Consider the following 18,497-nt stretch of genomic DNA (forward strand, 5'->3'; position numbering starts at 1 on the left):
GAATTAAGTTATACAGATGTAATGAGTCAAGGAACATGGTATTCAGATGTAATAGGATCATTAAATAATGGAACAGAAGTCAATATAGTAGGACAAAACTCTAACTGGTATGAGTTAGTATATAATAATCAAAATGTATGGGTACCAAAATCAAGAGTAAATACTGTAGTTGGAGAAAATGAAACTGAGACAGTGGACTTTAATGGATTAAGCTATACAGATATAATGAATGGACCAACTTGGGATACAAGTGTTGCAGGAACATTATCTGATGGAACTAGTGTACAAGTAATTGGACAAGCTAATGGGTGGGATGAAATACAATATAATGGCAATACTGCATGGATACCAGAAATGAGAGTTACAACGCCATCTAACTGGAGTGCACAACAAAATGAAAATATGCAACAAAAAATACAAGATATAATATCTTATGGAGAACAGTTCATAGGAACACCTTATGTTTGGGGTGGAGAAAGTCCAAGTGGATTTGACTGTTCAGGATTAATGCAATATATATTTGCAAATTATGGAGTAAACCTTCCAAGAACAGCAGCGGCACAGCAACAATGTGGAACGCCAGTATCACAAGGAAACTTACAACCAGGAGATTTAGTATTCTGGGGAGAGCCTGCATATCATGTAGCAGTATATATAGGAAATGGACAAATTTTAGTAGCACCTCATACAGGCACAACTGTTACTATAATGAATTTATATCCATATACAAATGCTAGAAGAATATTATAGAATAGTAGGGGAATTAAACTTAGGGGGAGAATTTATGAAAAAATATGAATATAGAGTAGAAGTAGTTCTAATTCAAAGTAAAAAGGCTATCTTAAAAATCTGCAATCAAATGGGAGAAGAAGGATGGGAAGCAGTTGGATTAGATGATGGGTATATTTTATTTAAAAGAGAAAAAGAAGAGTAAAAGGGAGTGCATAAGCACTCCCTTTTATAATATAAAAAATTAACTATTAGCTATAAAATTTAAAGACTCTTCTAAAGATATTACATTAGCAAAGCGATTATTCCAAATAGTATAATTATAAAATTTATATAGATTTTCACCAGATAAAAATTCATTATCAAATGTAGTATTGGTTTCTTTAGGAATATATATTTTATATCCTAAATCAAAAGCAGATTTTAAAGTAGCATCCATACAATACTCAGTTTGAAGTCCTGTTAAAATTAAGTTTGAAATGTTTTTATCTTGTAAATATTGATGAAGAGAAGTTTTATAAAAAGCACTATTATAATTTTTATAAAAAATAGTATCATTTTTAATTGGCTTAACTTCATTATAAACTTCCCAAGTAGACAATCCTTTTGAATAAGGACTAGATTCTAAGGAGGTATGTTGAACATAAATTATTTCTACAAATTGTTTTCTTGCAGAGGCAATTAACAATTTTAGATTATTTATAACATTTTCTTTGTTATATGGGTTTGAATTAATTAATTCATTTTGTACATCAATTATTAGTAAAACTAAATTTTTCATAAATACAACTCCTTTAAGTATTTTATATAATAAAAGAAGAAATTTTAGAAGAAAGATCTCTTCCATTCCAAGAGCTAGGCATATTAAGAGTTAAAGGTGAATTTGATTTATAATCACTTGTTAGGCCATTTAAAAATAACGTACCTATATTATTAATAGTTATAGTAGCGTATAAGGGATCTTTATATAAAATTAAATCTTTTAAGAATGGAAATTGCTCGTGTGTTTTTTGAGAGTAATCAAAATGCTCATATTCAGGACCACACCAAATATAGGACATAGAATTAAGACTAATATAATGAGTTTTATGAATTAAATCTATAGAGTCAGCATGATCATGTCCATTAATACAACAGAGAATTTTTTTCTTTGGTGTATTAACATTATTTATTAAATTTTGAATTTCTACTCTGTTAAAGATTCCTCTATTATTAAAATTATTTTCTAAACTATGGTGAGAAAATATAATATAAAACAAGTTTTCATCATCATTTAATTCATTTTGTAACCAATCAAATTCATAATCAGGTAAAATAGGATAAATATCAGTTGATTTATTATAGTTATCAATATTAAAAGAAAAATACTGATTATTTCTTTTTATAAAGCAAGTATCTAAAACAATAAACTTAATATTTCCATACTTAAAACAATAATAGCTATTATTGAGTTTGAAAAATTTTAAAATCTCCTTTTTAGAAAATAAATCTGAATCATGATTTCCTAAAACATGATAAATAGGAATATTAATACTTTCTAGAAGTTCTAGTAAATATTTATTTTCATCTTTAGGAATACATAAATCACCTAATTGAATAACAAAATTTAAATTATGATTTTTTATTTTTTGAATAAATTGACTAAGTCTTTCATATCCATCAGGAATATGATCAAAATGTAAATCTGTAAATATAGCAAAATTTAATATATTCATATAAATACCTTCTTATTTAGTTTCTAGAATTGAAGAGATAATTTTTTTAGAATGAATAATTTCTTCATCAGAGCCAATAACCTCAAAAATTATTTTTCCATCAAAATTTTTCAAATAATTTTTGAAAATTAAATTAAAATCAAGGTCACCTTGTCCAATAGGTAAATGTTCATGTTTTATAGAAAAATGTTTATCAGCAATGTGAAGACATGTAGGAAATTTTATATTAATAATATTTTGCAGATGAATATAGTTATCTATATGTGCAAGATCAAGAAGTAAATCAACATCTTGATTTTTATCAAAAAATATTTTTAAATCAGAGACAGAATAATTTATTGGATCAATAATACTATTATTTTCAACATATAGCTTAATGTTTTGTTCTTTCAGTAATTGATTAGTGTTGTAAATATTCTCCGCAAGTATATTTATAGTTTCAGCAGTTATGGGAATTGCTTTACAAATAGGATGAATAATAACTTCTGTATGCTTTAAATATTTTAATATACGAAGTAATTCAGAATTGTATTTATTATAATCATAGATATCATAAACCACATGAATTATAGTTGGAAAACTTGCATTTAAAATTTTTTCTTCAATAGGCTCAGGAATATTATCAAGCAAAAGCTTTCCATCCTTGAACCAAACCTGTATAAAATTAAAATTATTTTGAATTGAAAAGTTAATTTCATCAGTTAAATTATTAAACCAACGAATACTACGTCCATATGTTATCATTTGTAAATCTCCTTTCTAAATTAAAGTTAATTAGTAAAACAAAAGTCTGTTTTTAATGTCCAATGTAATCTTTTTATCCATTCATTAAAGGAAATAGAATTACTAATCGGAATTTTATTTATTATAGATATAATTTTAAAAAGTGCATATGATTTAATTTTTGATAAATCGATAGTTTGAGGTGAATTTTCTCTGTATGATTGGATAAAAATTTGGGGAAGAATATTGGAAAAATTGGGATAATGGAATTTAAAAAGCCATACAACCCATGAGATATCTAAAAGAGGATTTCCTAAACCAGCCCATTCCCAATCTATAATATACAATGAATCATCTGTAAGAATAGAATTATGGCAACCAAAATCACCATGGGTTAAAACATAATTATCTTCTTCATATATAGATAAAAATTGTTGTACTTCATTAAAAGATTTAGAAGGTAGACATTTTAATTTAGTGATATCTATATCAGAAAGTTTAAATGATGGAAGCGAAACAGATGAATCTAATAAATTAATTGAGTGTACTTGTGCTAAATGTTCACCGAGAAGTTTGTAGATTTTTTCACTAGTATGGATATTATTATTGCCAAGATAAGTTTGTCCGTTTATTCCATCTATATAATCCATAATAAGGACATTATTTTCTTTAAATTTAAAGTTTTCTTTTATCTTAGGAATCCATTTGAAATGGGTTAATAAATTTAAGCAGATATATTCTGTGCAACTATCAACATTAGAAAGTTGAGAGACTTTAACAACTAAAGATAGCGTTGGATTTTTTAAAAGAAAAACTTCATTGGTATATCCACCTAAAAGAGGTTTAAGTGATATATTTTTATATTTAGTTTGTAAAAATGATTGTAGCGAATTAATCATTATACTACTCAACTCCTTTTGTAATAGTAAAGATAAAATTTTTAAGAATACCTATTTGATTTAAAAATGTATCATTTTGATTGTTTAAAATTAAAGTGTTACATTGAGGTAAATTTAAATTAATACGTTCTTTATTAATTAGAGAAATAGCTTCAAGGAAATATTCTTTTTCAGAGTTTTGTTCATTAACGATACTTTTTAAAATTAAACTTCTATAAGGTAAATGTTTTTTATTACGGATTAATCGTCTAGAAAGAATATCCTTATCTGGAGATTGGATAAAAACAAAGGATATAGAGTCTATAGTTTTACCTAGTGTTTTTAATATAAAAGGTTCTATACCGGCTATATAAGGTTCATTAATATTTTCAACATAAGATTCTTTTTTAGATAAAGAATAATTTAAATTGAGCTGAATAGCATAATGAACATCTATAATTAAAAAATTTTCTTTAGGAATTATTTCATTCATTAAAATATTCTTTGCTGACCATATTAAAGCTGAATAGTTATCTCCAATACTTTTTAGAGGAAAGTTTTTCGCGTAGCAGCTTCCTTTAAAGCCCATTTTATTTTATAACGTTTAATATTAGTAATTTGTTCTAATTCTTTTATAAGAGAAGTTTTTCCAGTGGCAGTAGCACCGCCTATAAAAATTACATTACTCATAAAAGGCCTCCCTTAGATATTCTTTTTGAAGCATATAATCTTGTTAGGTTCTATAAAACCTAGATTTAAGTGAAAATTAAAGCTATCTAAATTGTCAATTTCACAATCACTAGCAAATTCTAAACAGCCTTTATTTTTAGCCCAGTTTTGACAAGAAAATAACAATTCTTTTATCATTTGAAACAAATCCTTTCAATGTAAAATATAATATAAGTATCTATTTTAGTTGTAAAAAAATAGAATAGAGGCAAATGGTTTTTCTAGATATTAAGAATATACATAATTAAAGCTTCTAAATTATCATAATTAGAGCTAGGATTTAAAGCTGTATTAAAGTATTTGAAAGCTATAGGGTCTTTTTCTTCTAAGTAATTTAAAGATTTTTTAGGACCTAAATAAATATAGCCTTTTACCATAAAGTAAATTTCTAAACTATCAACTAAAAGCCAATGATATCTAAAGTTTCCCTCAATATCTCCTCTGTTAGATCTTTTCAGCATTTTTCTAAGCCAAGCTTTTTGATGCTGAATTTCAGAAGAGGTAAAAGTATTTTTAGAAATTAAGCTTTTCTCGATAGTAGTTAAAAGAGAAGAACAAAAATTTCGATTATCTAATAAAATTTTTCCTCCATAAAGATGTGTTAAATTTTCTATATCATTCATTTTATCTGTATCATAAATAAAGCAATCTAATTGAACGTTTTGAAAAACAGAATTGTCTGTTTTAAAATGAAAATCATCAGAAAAGCAAATGACATCTAAATCACTTTCATTAGTTTGAGTATTGTTGGAGTATGAACCATATAAAATCATAGAATGGCAATTATAAGTTTTAATGAGATAATTTTTCAAATTATTTAAGTCAAGCATAACAAACTCCTAAAATGTATTTCTCTTCTATGAGATTATTTATAGTATAATATAATTATAACAGTAAAGTAAAATAAAGGATAATATGAGATGAGCCTATAAAGTTAGGAGAGAAATACAGATGATAATAGAAGTATCTGATAAAAATATTATACAAGCTGCAGAGATTCATTCAATATCATGGATAGATTCACATAAAAATTTTTGTAGTGAAGAATTTCTTAAAAAACATAATATTAAAAATCAAATTAACTATTTACAAAGTGAAATAAAAGAAGGAAAGAAAATTTACATATTAATTAAAGACTATCCTATAGGAATTATTTCATTATATAATAATCTTATTGAAAACTTATATATTTTACCTAGTGAACAAGGAAAAGGATATGGAGCTGAGTTATTATTATTTATTATTGAAAAATGTGAAAATGAACCAAAGTTATGGATATTAAATAATAATAATAGAGCATATAAATTTTATTTGAAATATAAGTTTTATAAAACTGGCAATATTAAAAAAATATCTGAGAATATAGAAGAAATTGAAATGAAGAGATTCGATAAAAGTACAAATGAAAAAAGGAAGTGATAGTATGATAAAAGTTAATACATATGATTTGAATTCCATAGAAAATGAAAAATTAATTTTTGCAGTAATAATAGCTAGGTTTAAAGAAAAATTTGTATATGTAAAGCATAGAAAAAGAGATACTTGGGAGATTCCAGGAGGAAAAAGAGAAGCTAGTGAAGATATCATAGAAACAGCTAAAAGAGAATTATTTGAAGAAACGGGAGCTAAAAAATATAAATTAACACCTATATGTATATATGAAGTTGAAAAAGATGATATTGGAGGATATAGAAATGATTTTGGGCAAGTATTTTTTGCAGAAATAGAAGAATTTGATATATTACCAACATCTGAAATTGGTGAAGTAAAGTTATTTTCTAAGCAACCAGAAAACTTAACATATCCATCTATACAGCCATATTTATATGAAAAAGTAATTCAATTTTTAAATAAAAAAAATTAGAAAAATTAAAAAAATGAGCAGATAATGCTCATTTTTTTTAGCGGAAAGAAAAAAATCTTAAATTTTCCATAATATATTAGATTAGAAAAGATAAATTGAAAAATAAGTATTATAATAGTATATGAAAACAAACTAAAGGAATAAACCCTTTTATAGGAGGAGATTTAAATGAACGAAGAAGAAGAAAAAAAAGAAGAAATATGCGATAGTGTTTTAGAATCAAATAATAAAATATTAGAAGAATTTTTAATTAAAAATTTAGAGATAGATGAGACTATAAAAGATAGATATGAAGTGAATTTAAAAAGAATAACAAATAAAATAAACCCATTTTCAGCAACGGAGACAGTCTCAAAGAGGGTTTTAACTAAATTTGGGGAAAAGAATTTAATAATCGAAACAGAAAAAAGATTAATAATTTTTTCACTTGGAAAGCTTAATGAAATTATAGAGGTAGCAAGTATTGGGTTTAATCATATAAAAAGATTAGATTTTGATACAAAGCATAAAAAAATTAGTATTAAAAGAAAAAATGTTAGTAAGATACATGATCATTTTCAAAAGAAGCTATTAGAAATACCTAAAAATTTGGATGTTTCAATAAGAACAGAAAACTGGGAACATTTATTTCATGATTTAGAAAATTTAAATTGTGAAAAAACTCTACATTAAGTGGAAATATACTTCTTTAAATTTGAAAACTATTTAAAAAATTTTTATTTAATATAAAGTTATAAATATAGGAATTTATATTTAGGAGGCATCATTATGGAAGGGTTAAATTATAGAGAAACACTAAATAAAAACTTTAAGTTATTTAGAGGAATGGTTAGGTCTTATGATGGATTTAAAAATATTAGAAATGGAATAGTAATTGATTTTGTAAGTGTCAAATTAGAAATAAAATATTTTAATGAAGACATTGTTAAAATATTCATATCAGAAAATGAAAAAGCTACAAAAACAAATGCAGTTGTATTAAAAGAAGAAGATATTAAATTAAAAGTTTTAGAGACAAATGAATTTATTGAAGTAATTGGAGAAAAAGTAATAACTAAAATTTCAAAAAAGACAAGTAAAATATCCTTTTATGATAGTAATAATACTCTTTTATGCAGTGATTATGAACCATCTTTTAAAGATGAAGAAGGAAATATATATATATCAAAAATAAATGATTCTATTGCATATTATGGATTAGGAGAAAAAGGTGGAGATCTTAACAAAAAAGGTTATTATACAGAAAACTTTAATACTGATGACCCAGAAACAGATGATAATTCAGTAATGTATTATAAAACAATACCGTTTTTTTTAGGACTTGGAATAAATAAAAGGTATGGATTATTTTTTGACAATAGCTACAGAAGCTTTTTTGATATGGGTAAGGAATATGGAGACAGAATATTTTTTGGAGCAAATGGAGGTCAAATACAATATTACTTTATTTATGGTGGAAGTTTAAAGGAAGTAGTTTGTAACTATACAAAGCTTACAGGGAAAATGGACATGCCTCCTTTATGGAGTCTTGGATATCAACAAAATAGATTTAGTTATTTTGATATCTATGAAGTAAGAGAAGTTATTAAGGAATTTGAAAAAAGAGAGATTCCAATAGATGTAATTTATTTAGATATAGATTATATGGATGGGTTTAGAGTTATGACTTTTAAATCTCCACAATTTGATGGAGTTAAAGAGCTTATAGAAGAACTTAAAGCTAAAGGAATAAAAACTATAACTATATTGGATCCAGGAGTTAAAGTTGATGAAGAATATGGAGTTTATAAAAGAGGGAAAGAAGGAAATTACTTTACTAAGAAAGCTGATGGAGAAACTTTTATAGGGGCAGTATGGCCAGGCGATAGTGCTTTCCCTGATTTTTCAAATAGTGAAGTTAGAACATGGTGGAAAGAAGAGTTAAAATCATTTATAAAGGAATATAATATAGATGGTATATGGAATGATATGAATGAACCATGTGTCTTTAATACAGATTATAAAACTATGCCTGATACTTGTATTCATAAAGGGGATTATGGTGTTATGGAACATAAAGAGTTTCATAATAGATATGGGTTTGAAATGAGTAGATGTTCTCATGAGGCACAAAAAGAGCTTAAAGAAAATATAAGAGAATTTTCTATGACTAGAGCTACTTATGCAGGCGGACAAAGATACTCATCAGTTTGGACAGGAGATAATATTAGTCTTTTCAGTCAACTTAGAATGTCTATTTCTATGAATGCTAATTTAGGAATGAGTGGATTTTCTTTTGTAGGAAATGATGTGGGTGGCTTTGGAGGAGATTGTAATGAAGAACTCCTTATAAGATGGACTCAAGTTGGAACATTTTTACCTATATTTAGAAATCATTCTAATATGTATACAAGAAGACAAGAACCATGGGCTTTTGGCGAAAACTGTGAAGAGATTTGTAAAAAAGCTATAGACCTTAGATATGAACTTATGCCATATATTTATACAGCATTTTATGATTCATATAATAGTGGCATTCCAATGTTTAGACCTTTAATATTAGAATTTGAAGATGATATTAATGTTATTAATATTAAAGAACAATTTATGGTTGGAGATAATTTAATGATTGCACCTGTAATGAATGAAGGTGAAAGAGAAAAATATGTGTACCTACCGAAAGGAAATTGGTACAATTATTTTACAGAAGAAATGTATGAAGGAAATAGAGGATATATGCTAAAGTGTCCATTAAATGAAATATTAATATTTGTTAAAGAGGGTAGTGTAATTCCGATTTATAAAGAAAAATATTTTAATATGGAAAACAAACCAAAAGAATTTTATTTGAAAATATTTGGTGCTGAGGCTACTGGAAAACTATATAATGATGATGGAATATCTATGGATTATAAAAAAGGAAAGTTTAATTTAATAGACATTCATTATAATCATGGAAAGTTAGAATTAAATTATAAAGTAAAAGGATTAGAAGAAGAAATAATAAAATAGAAAAAAAGTATCAGTTTTGATTTTTAATAATGATTAGTTTGAAAAATAAAATCATTATTAGAAAATTGTTTAACTGATACTTTTTGTCTTATAGAAAGTTATTAATATTTAAATAAAATTAAATAAGAAATAATAGAAAAGATAAGTGTTATTAGACTAAATAAAACTACAATTTTAATTTCACTGTATCCTTTTATTTCAAAAGAATGGTGTATGGGAGCCATTTTGAAAATTCTTTTTTTGAATAGTTTAAAACTTCCAATTTGAATTATGACAGAAAGAATTTCTATGACATATATAATACCGACAATAATTAATATAAGGGGATGGCCAAGCATAATAGTAATAGAGGAAATTATACCTCCTAAAGCAAGGGAACCTGTATCACCCATTATTATTTTAGCAGGGTAGAAATTAAAAATTAAAAAACCAAATAAACTTCCAACTAAAATTAATGAGAACATACCGATTTCAGGTTTGTCTAATATAAAACTTGCAGTTGATAAGAATATAAGAACAATAATACTAAGACTTGTACAAAGACCATCTAAGCCATCTGTAAAATTAACAGCATTAGCAAATCCTGATAAATAACAAATACCTAAAGGGATAAATAAAAATCCAAGTGTAATATGATATTTGAAAATTGTAATTGTAGTACCATTAATGATAGATATAAGTACTAACGAGATAATAGATACAAGAATTAAAAGAATTAATTTTTGCTTTTTATTTAGACCTTCATTTATTTTTTTTACTTTCTTTAGATAGTCATCTAAAAAACCAACTAGTGCAAATAATAATAAAATTATAGATAATATAAGTCCATTTAATTTAAATGAAGTGAAAAAAATCAGAAATGTTATTATTGTTGAGAAAATAAATATTACTCCACCAAAAGTTAAGACACCTTGTTTTTTTAGATGAGTTTGAAGGCCTTCTTCACGGATGTTTTGACCTAAGTTTAATTTCTTGAAGAGTGGAATTATAAGTTTTCCAATTATAAAGGATAGAAAAAAACTTATAAGAAGTACTGAAAATTTCATGTGAATAATCTCCTTTTGCGCATTTAAAACTTTTACATTATAATATAATAAGCAATTAAATGGGACAATGGTTATATGGAATTTAAAAAAAGAATATATCTTTGTTCAATACAAAGTTGAATAAAATTCAACTTTATATTTTATTATTATATTGAGGTGAAGAAATTGAAAAAAGAATTATTAGAGATAAAAAATTTATCTGATAATTTAGAATATAAACTTAATAATAAGAAGTCTACTAATTTAGAAATCAAAAATATAAAAAATGATATTTTTGAAAAGACATCTAAGATATTTATATATAATTTAAAAAAGTTAATTCAAATTGAAGAGACACAAAAAAACTTAGCTAAAATTATTGGAGTGTCTCCTGATTTATTATCTAAATATAAGTCAGGAGAAACATTTCCAACGATAGAAACATTAATGTATATTTGTGAAGTCTATAATTTATCATTAGATAATTTGTTAAATAGACCTTTAAATGCAATTGATATAGAAAATTTAGAAAATAGTTTATATCAAGATGAAAGTATATTTTTAGAAAAATATTATTTATATTTTTCAGTTACTAATTTAGGTGCAAAAGGGAGTATTCACAAAGGAATTTTAGAAATTAAAGATAATATTGCTATATTTAAAATTGTGGCTTCAGATAGAATATTAAAATATTTTAAAGGAAATTTTTCTGTATCTGAAAATATTATATCTTTTAACTTAGAAAGCACTTCAGATGGGAATGTAAGTATAAGTATGATTAAACCTCCATTAAATAAAAATAAATATTTAGGCGGAGTTGGAATTTTAATGTTGCCATCTGATGCTAGTAGTAAACCTTGTATTCAAAAAATAATTTTAAGTAATAAAAAGATTGATAGAGAAGTGTACTTTAATAATTTAAAAGAAATACTTAAATTTTCTGCTCTAGAGAAGGAATTTAATTATTTAAAATTGAATCAAGAAGAAAATGACATAGTATATGATTTTATATCAAAAATATAAAATTTTAAATAGATAAAAGACTGCTATAAAGAGGTTTAGCAGTCTTTCTTTTGGTTGTGTACTTATATATTTTAAATTTGCATGTTAGCTAAAATAACTTTTTCATAGATAAAATGAGCAAATAAAGAATTTGACCAAGCGAACCAATCACGAGTGAACTCTTTTGGATTATCACAGTGGAATCCTTCATGCATAAAACCTGTATCCCCATCTGTATCTATTAAAGTTTTGATTAAAGATTTAATTTCTTCTTCTGAAGAAGAGGTTAGTCCTTGCATAGCTAAAGATATATGCCATATATAATCTTTTGGGGTATGAGGACTACCAATTCCAGAGGCAATGCTGCCTTCATAATAGAACGGATTACCTTTGCTTAAAATGAAATTTCTAGTATTTTTATATATTTCATCATCTTTATCTTTAAACTCCAAATATGGAATTGAAAGAAGACTTGGAACATTTGCATCATCCATAAAAGTATAATTTCCACGCCCATCAGTTTCATAAGCATAAATATCACCAAATTCCTCGTTATAAACGACACCGTGATTTTCTATACCAGAATCTATGGATGCCTTTAAGTCAATAGCTTTTTTTTCTAATATAGGATCTTTAAAAATATCTCTTGATAAAATCTCTATATATCCTAAAACTGCTGAAGCAAACATATTAGATGGAAGAAGATATCCATAAATACAAGTATCATCGCTTGGTCTAAAGCCTGACCAAGTAAGACCCGTGTATTCTACAGGATTTCCAACACCACCATTAGGTAAAGTGTCTGTAGTAGAGCAATTTAATCTTTTAAAGAAATAATCTGAAAGTTCTACATGTTTTTGTTCTATAGTCCATAAATCTATAATTTTAAAAAAGGTTTCCTTCATTTCCTCATTAAATATAGAAGTATCTTTAGTTTTTTCATAGTATTTATAGATTAAACGGATAGGATAACAAAGAGAATCAATTTCATATTTTCTTTCCCATACCCAAGGACTATCCTTAGTTAAATCATTGTCCCATTTTTGACCATTAGCTTCTATATTAAAAGCGTTGGCATAGGGATCTATATTAATGCATTTAATTTGTCTTTTAATTAACCCTTTAAAAATATCTTTTAATTCTTCTCTTTCAGTTACAAAAGGAAGGTAATGTTCAATTTGTGATGTAGAATCTCTAAGCCACATAGCAGGAATATCTCCAGTTATTATAAATGTGTCTTCATCAGTAAGTTTAACTGTAGTTTCCATAGTATTTATAAAGCAATTATAAAATAATTTTCTAAGCTTTTCATTTTCAATTTTTAAAGATAAATCATTTCCTAAATTTCTTATTATATCTTTTAATTCATTTATGTTTGAACTCATAAAAATACCTCCCTAAATCTCGTTGTAATACTATTGTATAAGTTTACAATGGAAGATTAAATAGGGAGGAGTATAGTTTCTAGAATTATTATATAAATCTTAAAATTTTTTCACTAAGATTATTCTATATTTGAATTTTCTTGTAGTTGTTTAAATAAAACTCTATTACTAAATACAAGAAAAAATGCTAATAAACTAAAGATAAATATTACAGTAGTTCCAGGTGATACTTCAAAAATAACTAAAGAGACAATAAGTAATAAGAAGTTAGTTATTGTAAGTATTGGTCGAGTAATTGTTAAAATTACAGCTGCCTTAATAGTTTGGATATTGTTCATTTTAAATTTAGTCATTAATAAAAAAATAAATGGAGTAGATAGAAGTATAATAAGTAAAATACCTACAAAAAAACAGGCAAAGATTGTATTCTTATATATGGATGAAAAGAACTTAATATTTGAATGTAGAACTAATATTATAAGAAGTTCAGGAATCCAAACACTTAAAGATTGCTTTAAATTAAGTTTTATTCCCTTTTTTAAATCAAAAAAGATATTAAAGCTTTTTGTTCTTAAAAATGAATTCATTACATGAAATAATGCACACATACTTGGTGCTAAAGGAATAGAACACAGTAAAAATAATGGAAAATAAGTTGTTACATTACTAATTCCTAAAGTGAAAAAGAAAATTACTAATGGAATATTTAAAATTAAGAAAAATAAATTAAGTAAAAAAAAGTTGAAAATTGTATTACATACATCTAATATTTTTTCAATGTTGAAAATTTCTGACATAATATACCCCCTCATAAATAAAGTGAAAACATTTTCGTTATCATAGTATCAGTATATTTAAAAAAAGTTTTAAATTCAATTTATTATGAAATTATACTAGCTAAAACTATAATAAATCCATAAAACCTATAATAGAACAATTTAAAAATTTCAAAAAAAAACTTTAAATGTCATAAATTGAATGTTTTAATATATATATGGGAGGTGTGGAATGAAAAGGGTAAATATTTATAAAAAGATGACATATATGTACGTAATGATAATAGTGTCACTTATATTAGTATTGGATATCTTTTTTATAGCATTAGTATTTAAAAATACTTTAAATAATAATTTGTATATAAATGAGAAAATTGGGAATGAAGTAAATAATGGGTTAATTAAAATGAATGATTATAGTAATTCAATGATAAACACTATGTATTCAGATCATAATTTAATGAATGATGTTTCAAGTTTTTTAAACATGAATACTGTAACGTATTTAAAAAATAAACTAGATACTTTTTCTAGTGAAGATGCGATTTATTTTAATGGTGTAGAAAAGTTTGTGAAAAATGGGTTTTTAATGAATGAAGAAATTAATAGTATAACTTTTGTTAGTTATCCTAGAAACGAAATAAGTGTATTCAACAATAAAAATCAAATAAAAGTTGAAAAAATAAAAGTAATGAGTGAAATAGATAAATTAACAGAAAATAATATAATGATAAGCAAAGACAATATCAGTTTCACTAGAAATATAACAAATCCAAAAACCTTTAAGTTAGAAGGAAAAATAATTATAACCTATCATTTAGATAATTTTAATAAATTAGTAGATAAATATGATGATAATTATGAATTAATTTTATTAGATCCTGATGGAAAAGTTTTTTATGATTCAAAAGAAGAATTAAATTATGAAAAATATAAGTACTATGAAAAGATAAAAACAGGAGATTTAAATGATAAATATGATTTAGAAAACGAATACTATGTATATAAAACAACTAACAAACTTGGAGTAACAGTAATATCTAAATTTTTAGCATCAAAAGTTATGGATATGCCAAGAGGTTATATGTATTCTATTATATTTATTGATGTATTAGTGCTTCTTATAGCTATATTTATTTATATAAATAAACTTAGAAAATTAAATAAAAGAACAGATAGAATTCTTTTTGCTATGGAAAAGGTGAAAAAAGGAGAGTTAGATATTAAAATAGATACATCTAATGATGCAGAAGATGAAGTAAAAGAAATTGCTGAGAATTTTAATAGTATGTGTAAAGAATTAAATACGCATATAGAAAAAAGTTATATGGCTGAAATAAAAAGAAAAAAGGCAGAGCTTAATGCACTTCAAAGTCAAATTAATCCACATTTTTTATATAATACTTTAGAGGGAATAAGAATGAAGGCTGTGTGCAATGGAGATAAGGAAGTCGGTAAAATGTTATATTCATTAGCATTTTTATTTAGAAGTCAAATAAAGGATAATGAAAGAATTCATATAAAAAATGAAATAGAATATTGTAAAAAATATATAGAAATATTTAAGTTTAGATATGAAGAAGTTTTTGAGTTTAATATAAATTGCGAAGAAGAAATAAAAAATAAAGAAATAATAAAATTCTCTTTGCAACCGTTAATAGAAAATTATTTTGTTCATGGAATAAGATTAGATAAAAAAGATAATTATTTAGAAATAAATATTTTTCAAAAAGATAAAGAAATAATAATAGAAATAATTGATAATGGGAAAGGAATATCAAAAGAAAGAATAGATGAGATAAACAAATGCTTAAAAGATGGTCAAGCTGTAGGAAAATCTATAGGAGTAGCTAATGCAAATGAAAGAATAAAAATAGCTTATGGAGAAATATATGGTATAAAAATAAAAAGAAGAGAGGAGCAAGGAGTTAAAGTTATAGTAAATATTCCTTGTAGAGAGGTAGAATAAATGAGAAGCGTAATGTTAGTTGATGATGAAAAGTTAATAAGAGATGGATTAAAAGTATTAATAGATTGGGAAAGTTTAAATTTAGAAGTTAAACTGTCAGCAGAAAATGGACAAGAGGCTTTAAAAAAGTTTAAAGAAAATCCAGTTGATGTAGTAATAACAGATATAAATATGCCAAATATGACAGGGTTGGAATTTATAAAGGAATTAAGGGAGATAAATAGTTCTGTAAGAATAGTTATATTAAGTGGATATGATGAATTTTCTTATGCTAAAAAGGCTATAGCATTTGGGGTAGCTGATTATTTATTAAAACCAATAAACGAAGAAGAGTTAGAAGAGGTTTTAGAAAAAATAGTTATAGACATAGATAAAGAAGAAAAGAAAAAGTTATTATCAGTAGATAAAAATAAAAGTATATTAGAACTGTTAAGAGGGCATACAGAGCATTTAGAAAATATACAAGGTGTTATGAATATAAGCTTAAACGGAAAGTCTTATGTAGCGGGAAGTATTACTTTAAGTAGAAATGGGGAAATAATATCTAATATAGATTTAAGAGAGATATTTCATGAAAATAATATTGAAAATTATGAGATTGCTTATATTTTAGAAAGAAGATTTCTATTTATAAAAGAATGGAATACAGAAGTTAATGGAAAAGAGGTAATGGAGTATTTCTATAGATTAAAAGAATTATTAAATAAGAAGTATGAGTTAGATGTATTTATTGCAGTAGGAAAGATAGTTCATAGTATTTATGAAATAAATGAAAGCTATAAAGAGGGAAGCAATATAAATAAATATATGTTAACTGAAGGAAATAATATTTGTTTATGTAAAGATAATTTAAAGTATTTAGATAGTAAAATAAAAACCTTTGATTTAGAATTTCAAAAAATAAATAAATATATTATAGAAAAAGATTTTGAGAAATCAAAGGAGTATATAGAAAATATATTTTTAAGAGATGACTTAACACCAAAGGATATTTATGATTTTTCTATAGGAATTATTGTAATGTTATATAAGATTGCAGAGGAGTTTAAAATTGAAGGTGAGAATTATAATAAAGAAAGCTTAAGTACAACTATTATTGAATTATGTAATGAGAGTACAACAGAAAATATAAAGTTATTCATTATTAGAGAGATCGAAGAAATTATTCAAAGCATGTATATAGGAGTAACAAAATATAGTCCTGTAATTCAACAGATTGTAAACTATATTAATGATAAATATTATGAAGAACTAAGCTTAAAACTTCTTTCAAATAAATACAATATAAATAGTTCTTATTTAGGACAATTATTTATAAAAGAAGTTGGAATGTCTTTTTCAGATTATTTAAATAATGTAAAGAATTCAAAAGCTAAAGAACTACTATTAACTACAAATATGAAGATAAATGATATAGCTAAAAAAGTTGGGTTTGTAGATACAAGCTACTTTTATCGAAAGTTTAAAAAGTATTATGGTGTATCACCATCAGTGCTTAGAGAATTAAAAAATTATTAAAAAATGAGGCCTTTAGGCTTCATTTTTTTGTTTTAATGGATTAATTATTATAAAAAAATGGGTATATTAAATTTTTACACTAAAACTGAATTAATTCAACTATAAAGGAAATAGTTACCATGGTATATTTAATTCATAGAAAGAAACGTTTACAAATTGAGGAGAGGAGATATGGTATGGCAACAGCATTAAAAGAAAAAAGTATACATAAATTAGCAGAGGCTGATTTAAATGAAGGGAAAAAAGAGAAGTCAAAAAAGAGTGGATTCATAAATAGGATCAAGGCGAATAAAGAATTGTTGATATTAACAATACCAGGAACTGTATGGTTTTTAGTATTTGCATATCTACCTATGTTTGGAGTTACATTAGCATTTAAGGAATGGACTATTCATGGAAATTTTATTGAGAGTTTAATAAATAGTAAGTGGGTGGGATTTAAGAATTTTGAGTTCTTATTTAAAAGTAGTGATGCTTGGTTAATTACAAGAAATACAGTTTTATATAATTTAGTATTTATAATTTTAGGAATAGTATTACCGGTTACGTTAGCAATTTTACTAAAGGAGCTTTTAAATAAAAAACTTTCAAAGTTTTATCAAAGTTCAATGTTTTTACCTTATTTCTTATCATGGGTTGTAGTAAGTTATTGTTTATATGCATTTTTAAGTCCAGAAAAAGGATTTGTAAATAGCATGCTTCTTAAAATGGGAATGGACAAGGTATCTTGGTATACAGAACCTACAGTTTGGCCATTTATAATAATTTTTATGAGTCAATGGAAAGCAGTTGGATATGGAACAGTAGTTTATTTAGCTTCAATTTGTGGAATAGATAAGTCTTATTATGAAGCAGCAATGATAGATGGAGCTAGTAAATGGCAACAAGTTAAATATATAACTCTTCCACTTTTAAAACCTGTACTAATAATAATGTTTATTACAGCAGTTGGAGGAATGTTTAGATCAGACTTTGGATTATTCTATCAATTACCTAAAAATACAGGAGCATTATATCCAGTAACAAACGTTATAGATACTTATGTATATAGAGCGTTAACTAATTTAGGAAATATAGGAATGAGTTCAGCAGCAGGACTTTATCAGTCATTTGTAGGACTAGTACTTATATTAGTAACTAATGGAATAGTTAGAAAGGTAGATGAAGAAAATGCATTCTTCTAAATAGAGGTG

General features: G+C 25.0%; 21 protein-coding genes. 10 read left to right on the plus strand and 11 right to left on the minus strand.

Annotation, left to right across the window (positions count from 1 at the left end):
• Positions 1-750: C40 family peptidase (locus tag Q0W06_RS07030; RefSeq protein WP_297633271.1), on the plus strand; the 750-nt coding region annotated here is incomplete at its 5' end.
• 34 nt (positions 751-784) lie between these two features.
• Positions 785-934, plus strand: a complete 150-nt coding sequence (locus Q0W06_RS07035) for a DUF4177 domain-containing protein (protein WP_297633273.1) — start codon at positions 785-787, stop codon at positions 932-934.
• Between the two features lie 39 nt (positions 935-973).
• On the opposite strand, the gene Q0W06_RS07040 is transcribed toward Q0W06_RS07035, so the two are convergent.
• The 8 genes from Q0W06_RS07040 to Q0W06_RS07075 form a co-directional block, all read right to left on the minus strand.
• Positions 974-1,510, minus strand: coding sequence for a cysteine hydrolase family protein (locus Q0W06_RS07040; protein WP_297633274.1), 537 nt, complete (start codon positions 1,508-1,510; stop codon positions 974-976).
• 22 nt (positions 1,511-1,532) lie between these two features.
• Positions 1,533-2,444, minus strand: coding sequence for a metallophosphoesterase (locus Q0W06_RS07045; protein WP_297633276.1), 912 nt, complete (start codon positions 2,442-2,444; stop codon positions 1,533-1,535).
• A 12-nt stretch (positions 2,445-2,456) separates the two neighbouring features.
• Positions 2,457-3,188 (minus strand): sugar phosphate isomerase/epimerase, encoded by a 732-nt coding sequence (locus Q0W06_RS07050; protein WP_297633278.1) that lies wholly within the window; start codon positions 3,186-3,188, stop codon positions 2,457-2,459.
• Positions 3,189-3,214: 26 nt separating this feature from the next.
• Positions 3,215-4,066 carry a phosphotransferase gene (locus Q0W06_RS07055; protein ID WP_297633280.1) on the minus strand — a complete coding sequence of 284 codons (852 nt, stop codon included), beginning with the start codon at positions 4,064-4,066 and terminating at the stop codon, positions 3,215-3,217.
• Between the two features lie 4 nt (positions 4,067-4,070).
• Complete coding sequence (locus tag Q0W06_RS07060; RefSeq protein WP_297633282.1) at positions 4,071-4,538, minus strand: hypothetical protein; 468 nt, start codon at positions 4,536-4,538, stop codon at positions 4,071-4,073.
• 53 nt (positions 4,539-4,591) lie between these two features.
• Positions 4,592-4,735, minus strand: a complete 144-nt coding sequence (locus Q0W06_RS07065; protein ID WP_297633284.1) for a hypothetical protein — start codon at positions 4,733-4,735, stop codon at positions 4,592-4,594.
• A gap of 12 nt (positions 4,736-4,747) precedes the next feature.
• Positions 4,748-4,912 (minus strand): hypothetical protein, encoded by a 165-nt coding sequence (locus Q0W06_RS07070; RefSeq protein WP_297633286.1) that lies wholly within the window; start codon positions 4,910-4,912, stop codon positions 4,748-4,750.
• A gap of 83 nt (positions 4,913-4,995) precedes the next feature.
• Entirely contained in the window at positions 4,996-5,604 is a 609-nt protein-coding gene (locus tag Q0W06_RS07075) for a nucleotidyltransferase domain-containing protein (RefSeq protein WP_297633288.1), read from the minus strand.
• A 121-nt stretch (positions 5,605-5,725) separates the two neighbouring features.
• On the opposite strand from Q0W06_RS07075, the gene Q0W06_RS07080 reads away from it, so the two are divergent.
• From Q0W06_RS07080 to Q0W06_RS07095, 4 genes are all read left to right on the plus strand, one after another.
• On the plus strand, positions 5,726-6,193 hold the full coding sequence (locus Q0W06_RS07080; RefSeq protein ID WP_297633290.1) for a GNAT family N-acetyltransferase: 468 nt from the start codon (positions 5,726-5,728) through the stop codon (positions 6,191-6,193).
• A gap of 4 nt (positions 6,194-6,197) precedes the next feature.
• Positions 6,198-6,638: an NUDIX domain-containing protein gene (locus Q0W06_RS07085; RefSeq protein WP_297633292.1), complete on the plus strand. Its 441-nt coding sequence runs from the start codon at positions 6,198-6,200 to the stop codon at positions 6,636-6,638.
• Between the two features lie 168 nt (positions 6,639-6,806).
• Entirely contained in the window at positions 6,807-7,310 is a 504-nt protein-coding gene (locus tag Q0W06_RS07090) for a hypothetical protein (protein ID WP_297633294.1), read from the plus strand.
• Between the two features lie 96 nt (positions 7,311-7,406).
• Positions 7,407-9,629: a glycoside hydrolase family 31 protein gene (locus tag Q0W06_RS07095; RefSeq protein ID WP_297633295.1), complete on the plus strand. Its 2,223-nt coding sequence runs from the start codon at positions 7,407-7,409 to the stop codon at positions 9,627-9,629.
• Between the two features lie 101 nt (positions 9,630-9,730).
• Here the strand turns inward: Q0W06_RS07095 and mraY are convergent, their stop codons facing one another.
• Entirely contained in the window at positions 9,731-10,675 is a 945-nt protein-coding gene (gene mraY, locus Q0W06_RS07100) for a phospho-N-acetylmuramoyl-pentapeptide-transferase (protein WP_297633296.1), read from the minus strand.
• Between the two features lie 156 nt (positions 10,676-10,831).
• On the opposite strand from mraY, the gene Q0W06_RS07105 reads away from it, so the two are divergent.
• Positions 10,832-11,677 carry a helix-turn-helix transcriptional regulator gene (locus Q0W06_RS07105; protein ID WP_366516760.1) on the plus strand — a complete coding sequence of 282 codons (846 nt, stop codon included), beginning with the start codon at positions 10,832-10,834 and terminating at the stop codon, positions 11,675-11,677.
• Positions 11,678-11,748: 71 nt separating this feature from the next.
• On the opposite strand, the gene Q0W06_RS07110 is transcribed toward Q0W06_RS07105, so the two are convergent.
• Positions 11,749-13,041: a glycoside hydrolase family 125 protein gene (locus Q0W06_RS07110; RefSeq protein WP_297633298.1), complete on the minus strand. Its 1,293-nt coding sequence runs from the start codon at positions 13,039-13,041 to the stop codon at positions 11,749-11,751.
• 119 nt (positions 13,042-13,160) lie between these two features.
• Positions 13,161-13,838, minus strand: a complete 678-nt coding sequence (locus Q0W06_RS07115; RefSeq protein ID WP_297633299.1) for a hypothetical protein — start codon at positions 13,836-13,838, stop codon at positions 13,161-13,163.
• A 211-nt stretch (positions 13,839-14,049) separates the two neighbouring features.
• Here Q0W06_RS07115 and Q0W06_RS07120 point away from each other — a divergent pair, with 211 nt between their 5' ends.
• From Q0W06_RS07120 to Q0W06_RS07130, 3 genes are all read left to right on the plus strand, one after another.
• Positions 14,050-15,786, plus strand: a complete 1,737-nt coding sequence (locus Q0W06_RS07120; RefSeq protein WP_297633300.1) for a histidine kinase — start codon at positions 14,050-14,052, stop codon at positions 15,784-15,786.
• Positions 15,787-17,304 carry a response regulator gene (locus Q0W06_RS07125; protein WP_297633301.1) on the plus strand — a complete coding sequence of 506 codons (1,518 nt, stop codon included), beginning with the start codon at positions 15,787-15,789 and terminating at the stop codon, positions 17,302-17,304.
• Between the two features lie 176 nt (positions 17,305-17,480).
• The gene (locus tag Q0W06_RS07130) at positions 17,481-18,488 is read left to right on the plus strand and encodes an ABC transporter permease subunit (protein WP_297633302.1); all 1,008 of its coding nucleotides are present in this window, start codon (positions 17,481-17,483) and stop codon (positions 18,486-18,488) included.
• Positions 18,489-18,497: the final 9 nt, after the last annotated feature.

The organism is uncultured Clostridium sp., assembly GCF_947072515.1.
Classification (GTDB): Bacteria; Bacillota; Clostridia; order Clostridiales; family Clostridiaceae; genus Clostridium.

Bases quoted from the DNA above. Each gene is read 5' to 3' on its own strand.
- Q0W06_RS07055 (WP_297633280.1), bottom strand. From the start codon at position 4,066: ATGATTAATTCGCTACAATCATTTTTACAAACTAAATATAAAAATATA.
- Q0W06_RS07075 (WP_297633288.1), bottom strand. From the start codon at position 5,604: ATGCTTGACTTAAATAATTTGAAAAATTATCTCATTAAAACTTATAAT.
- Q0W06_RS07125 (WP_297633301.1), top strand. From the start codon at position 15,787: ATGAGAAGCGTAATGTTAGTTGATGATGAAAAGTTAATAAGAGATGGA.
- Q0W06_RS07035 (WP_297633273.1), top strand. From the start codon at position 785: ATGAAAAAATATGAATATAGAGTAGAAGTAGTTCTAATTCAAAGTAAA.
- Q0W06_RS07050 (WP_297633278.1), bottom strand. From the start codon at position 3,188: ATGATAACATATGGACGTAGTATTCGTTGGTTTAATAATTTAACTGAT.
- Q0W06_RS07115 (WP_297633299.1), bottom strand. From the start codon at position 13,838: ATGTCAGAAATTTTCAACATTGAAAAAATATTAGATGTATGTAATACA.
- mraY (WP_297633296.1), bottom strand. From the start codon at position 10,675: ATGAAATTTTCAGTACTTCTTATAAGTTTTTTTCTATCCTTTATAATT.
- Q0W06_RS07090 (WP_297633294.1), top strand. From the start codon at position 6,807: ATGAACGAAGAAGAAGAAAAAAAAGAAGAAATATGCGATAGTGTTTTA.
- Q0W06_RS07095 (WP_297633295.1), top strand. From the start codon at position 7,407: ATGGAAGGGTTAAATTATAGAGAAACACTAAATAAAAACTTTAAGTTA.
- Q0W06_RS07120 (WP_297633300.1), top strand. From the start codon at position 14,050: ATGAAAAGGGTAAATATTTATAAAAAGATGACATATATGTACGTAATG.
- Q0W06_RS07130 (WP_297633302.1), top strand. From the start codon at position 17,481: ATGGCAACAGCATTAAAAGAAAAAAGTATACATAAATTAGCAGAGGCT.
- Q0W06_RS07065 (WP_297633284.1), bottom strand. From the start codon at position 4,735: ATGAGTAATGTAATTTTTATAGGCGGTGCTACTGCCACTGGAAAAACT.
- Q0W06_RS07085 (WP_297633292.1), top strand. From the start codon at position 6,198: ATGATAAAAGTTAATACATATGATTTGAATTCCATAGAAAATGAAAAA.
- Q0W06_RS07045 (WP_297633276.1), bottom strand. From the start codon at position 2,444: ATGAATATATTAAATTTTGCTATATTTACAGATTTACATTTTGATCAT.
- Q0W06_RS07040 (WP_297633274.1), bottom strand. From the start codon at position 1,510: ATGAAAAATTTAGTTTTACTAATAATTGATGTACAAAATGAATTAATT.
- Q0W06_RS07070 (WP_297633286.1), bottom strand. From the start codon at position 4,912: ATGATAAAAGAATTGTTATTTTCTTGTCAAAACTGGGCTAAAAATAAA.
- Q0W06_RS07080 (WP_297633290.1), top strand. From the start codon at position 5,726: ATGATAATAGAAGTATCTGATAAAAATATTATACAAGCTGCAGAGATT.
- Q0W06_RS07110 (WP_297633298.1), bottom strand. From the start codon at position 13,041: ATGAGTTCAAACATAAATGAATTAAAAGATATAATAAGAAATTTAGGA.
- Q0W06_RS07060 (WP_297633282.1), bottom strand. From the start codon at position 4,538: ATGAATGAAATAATTCCTAAAGAAAATTTTTTAATTATAGATGTTCAT.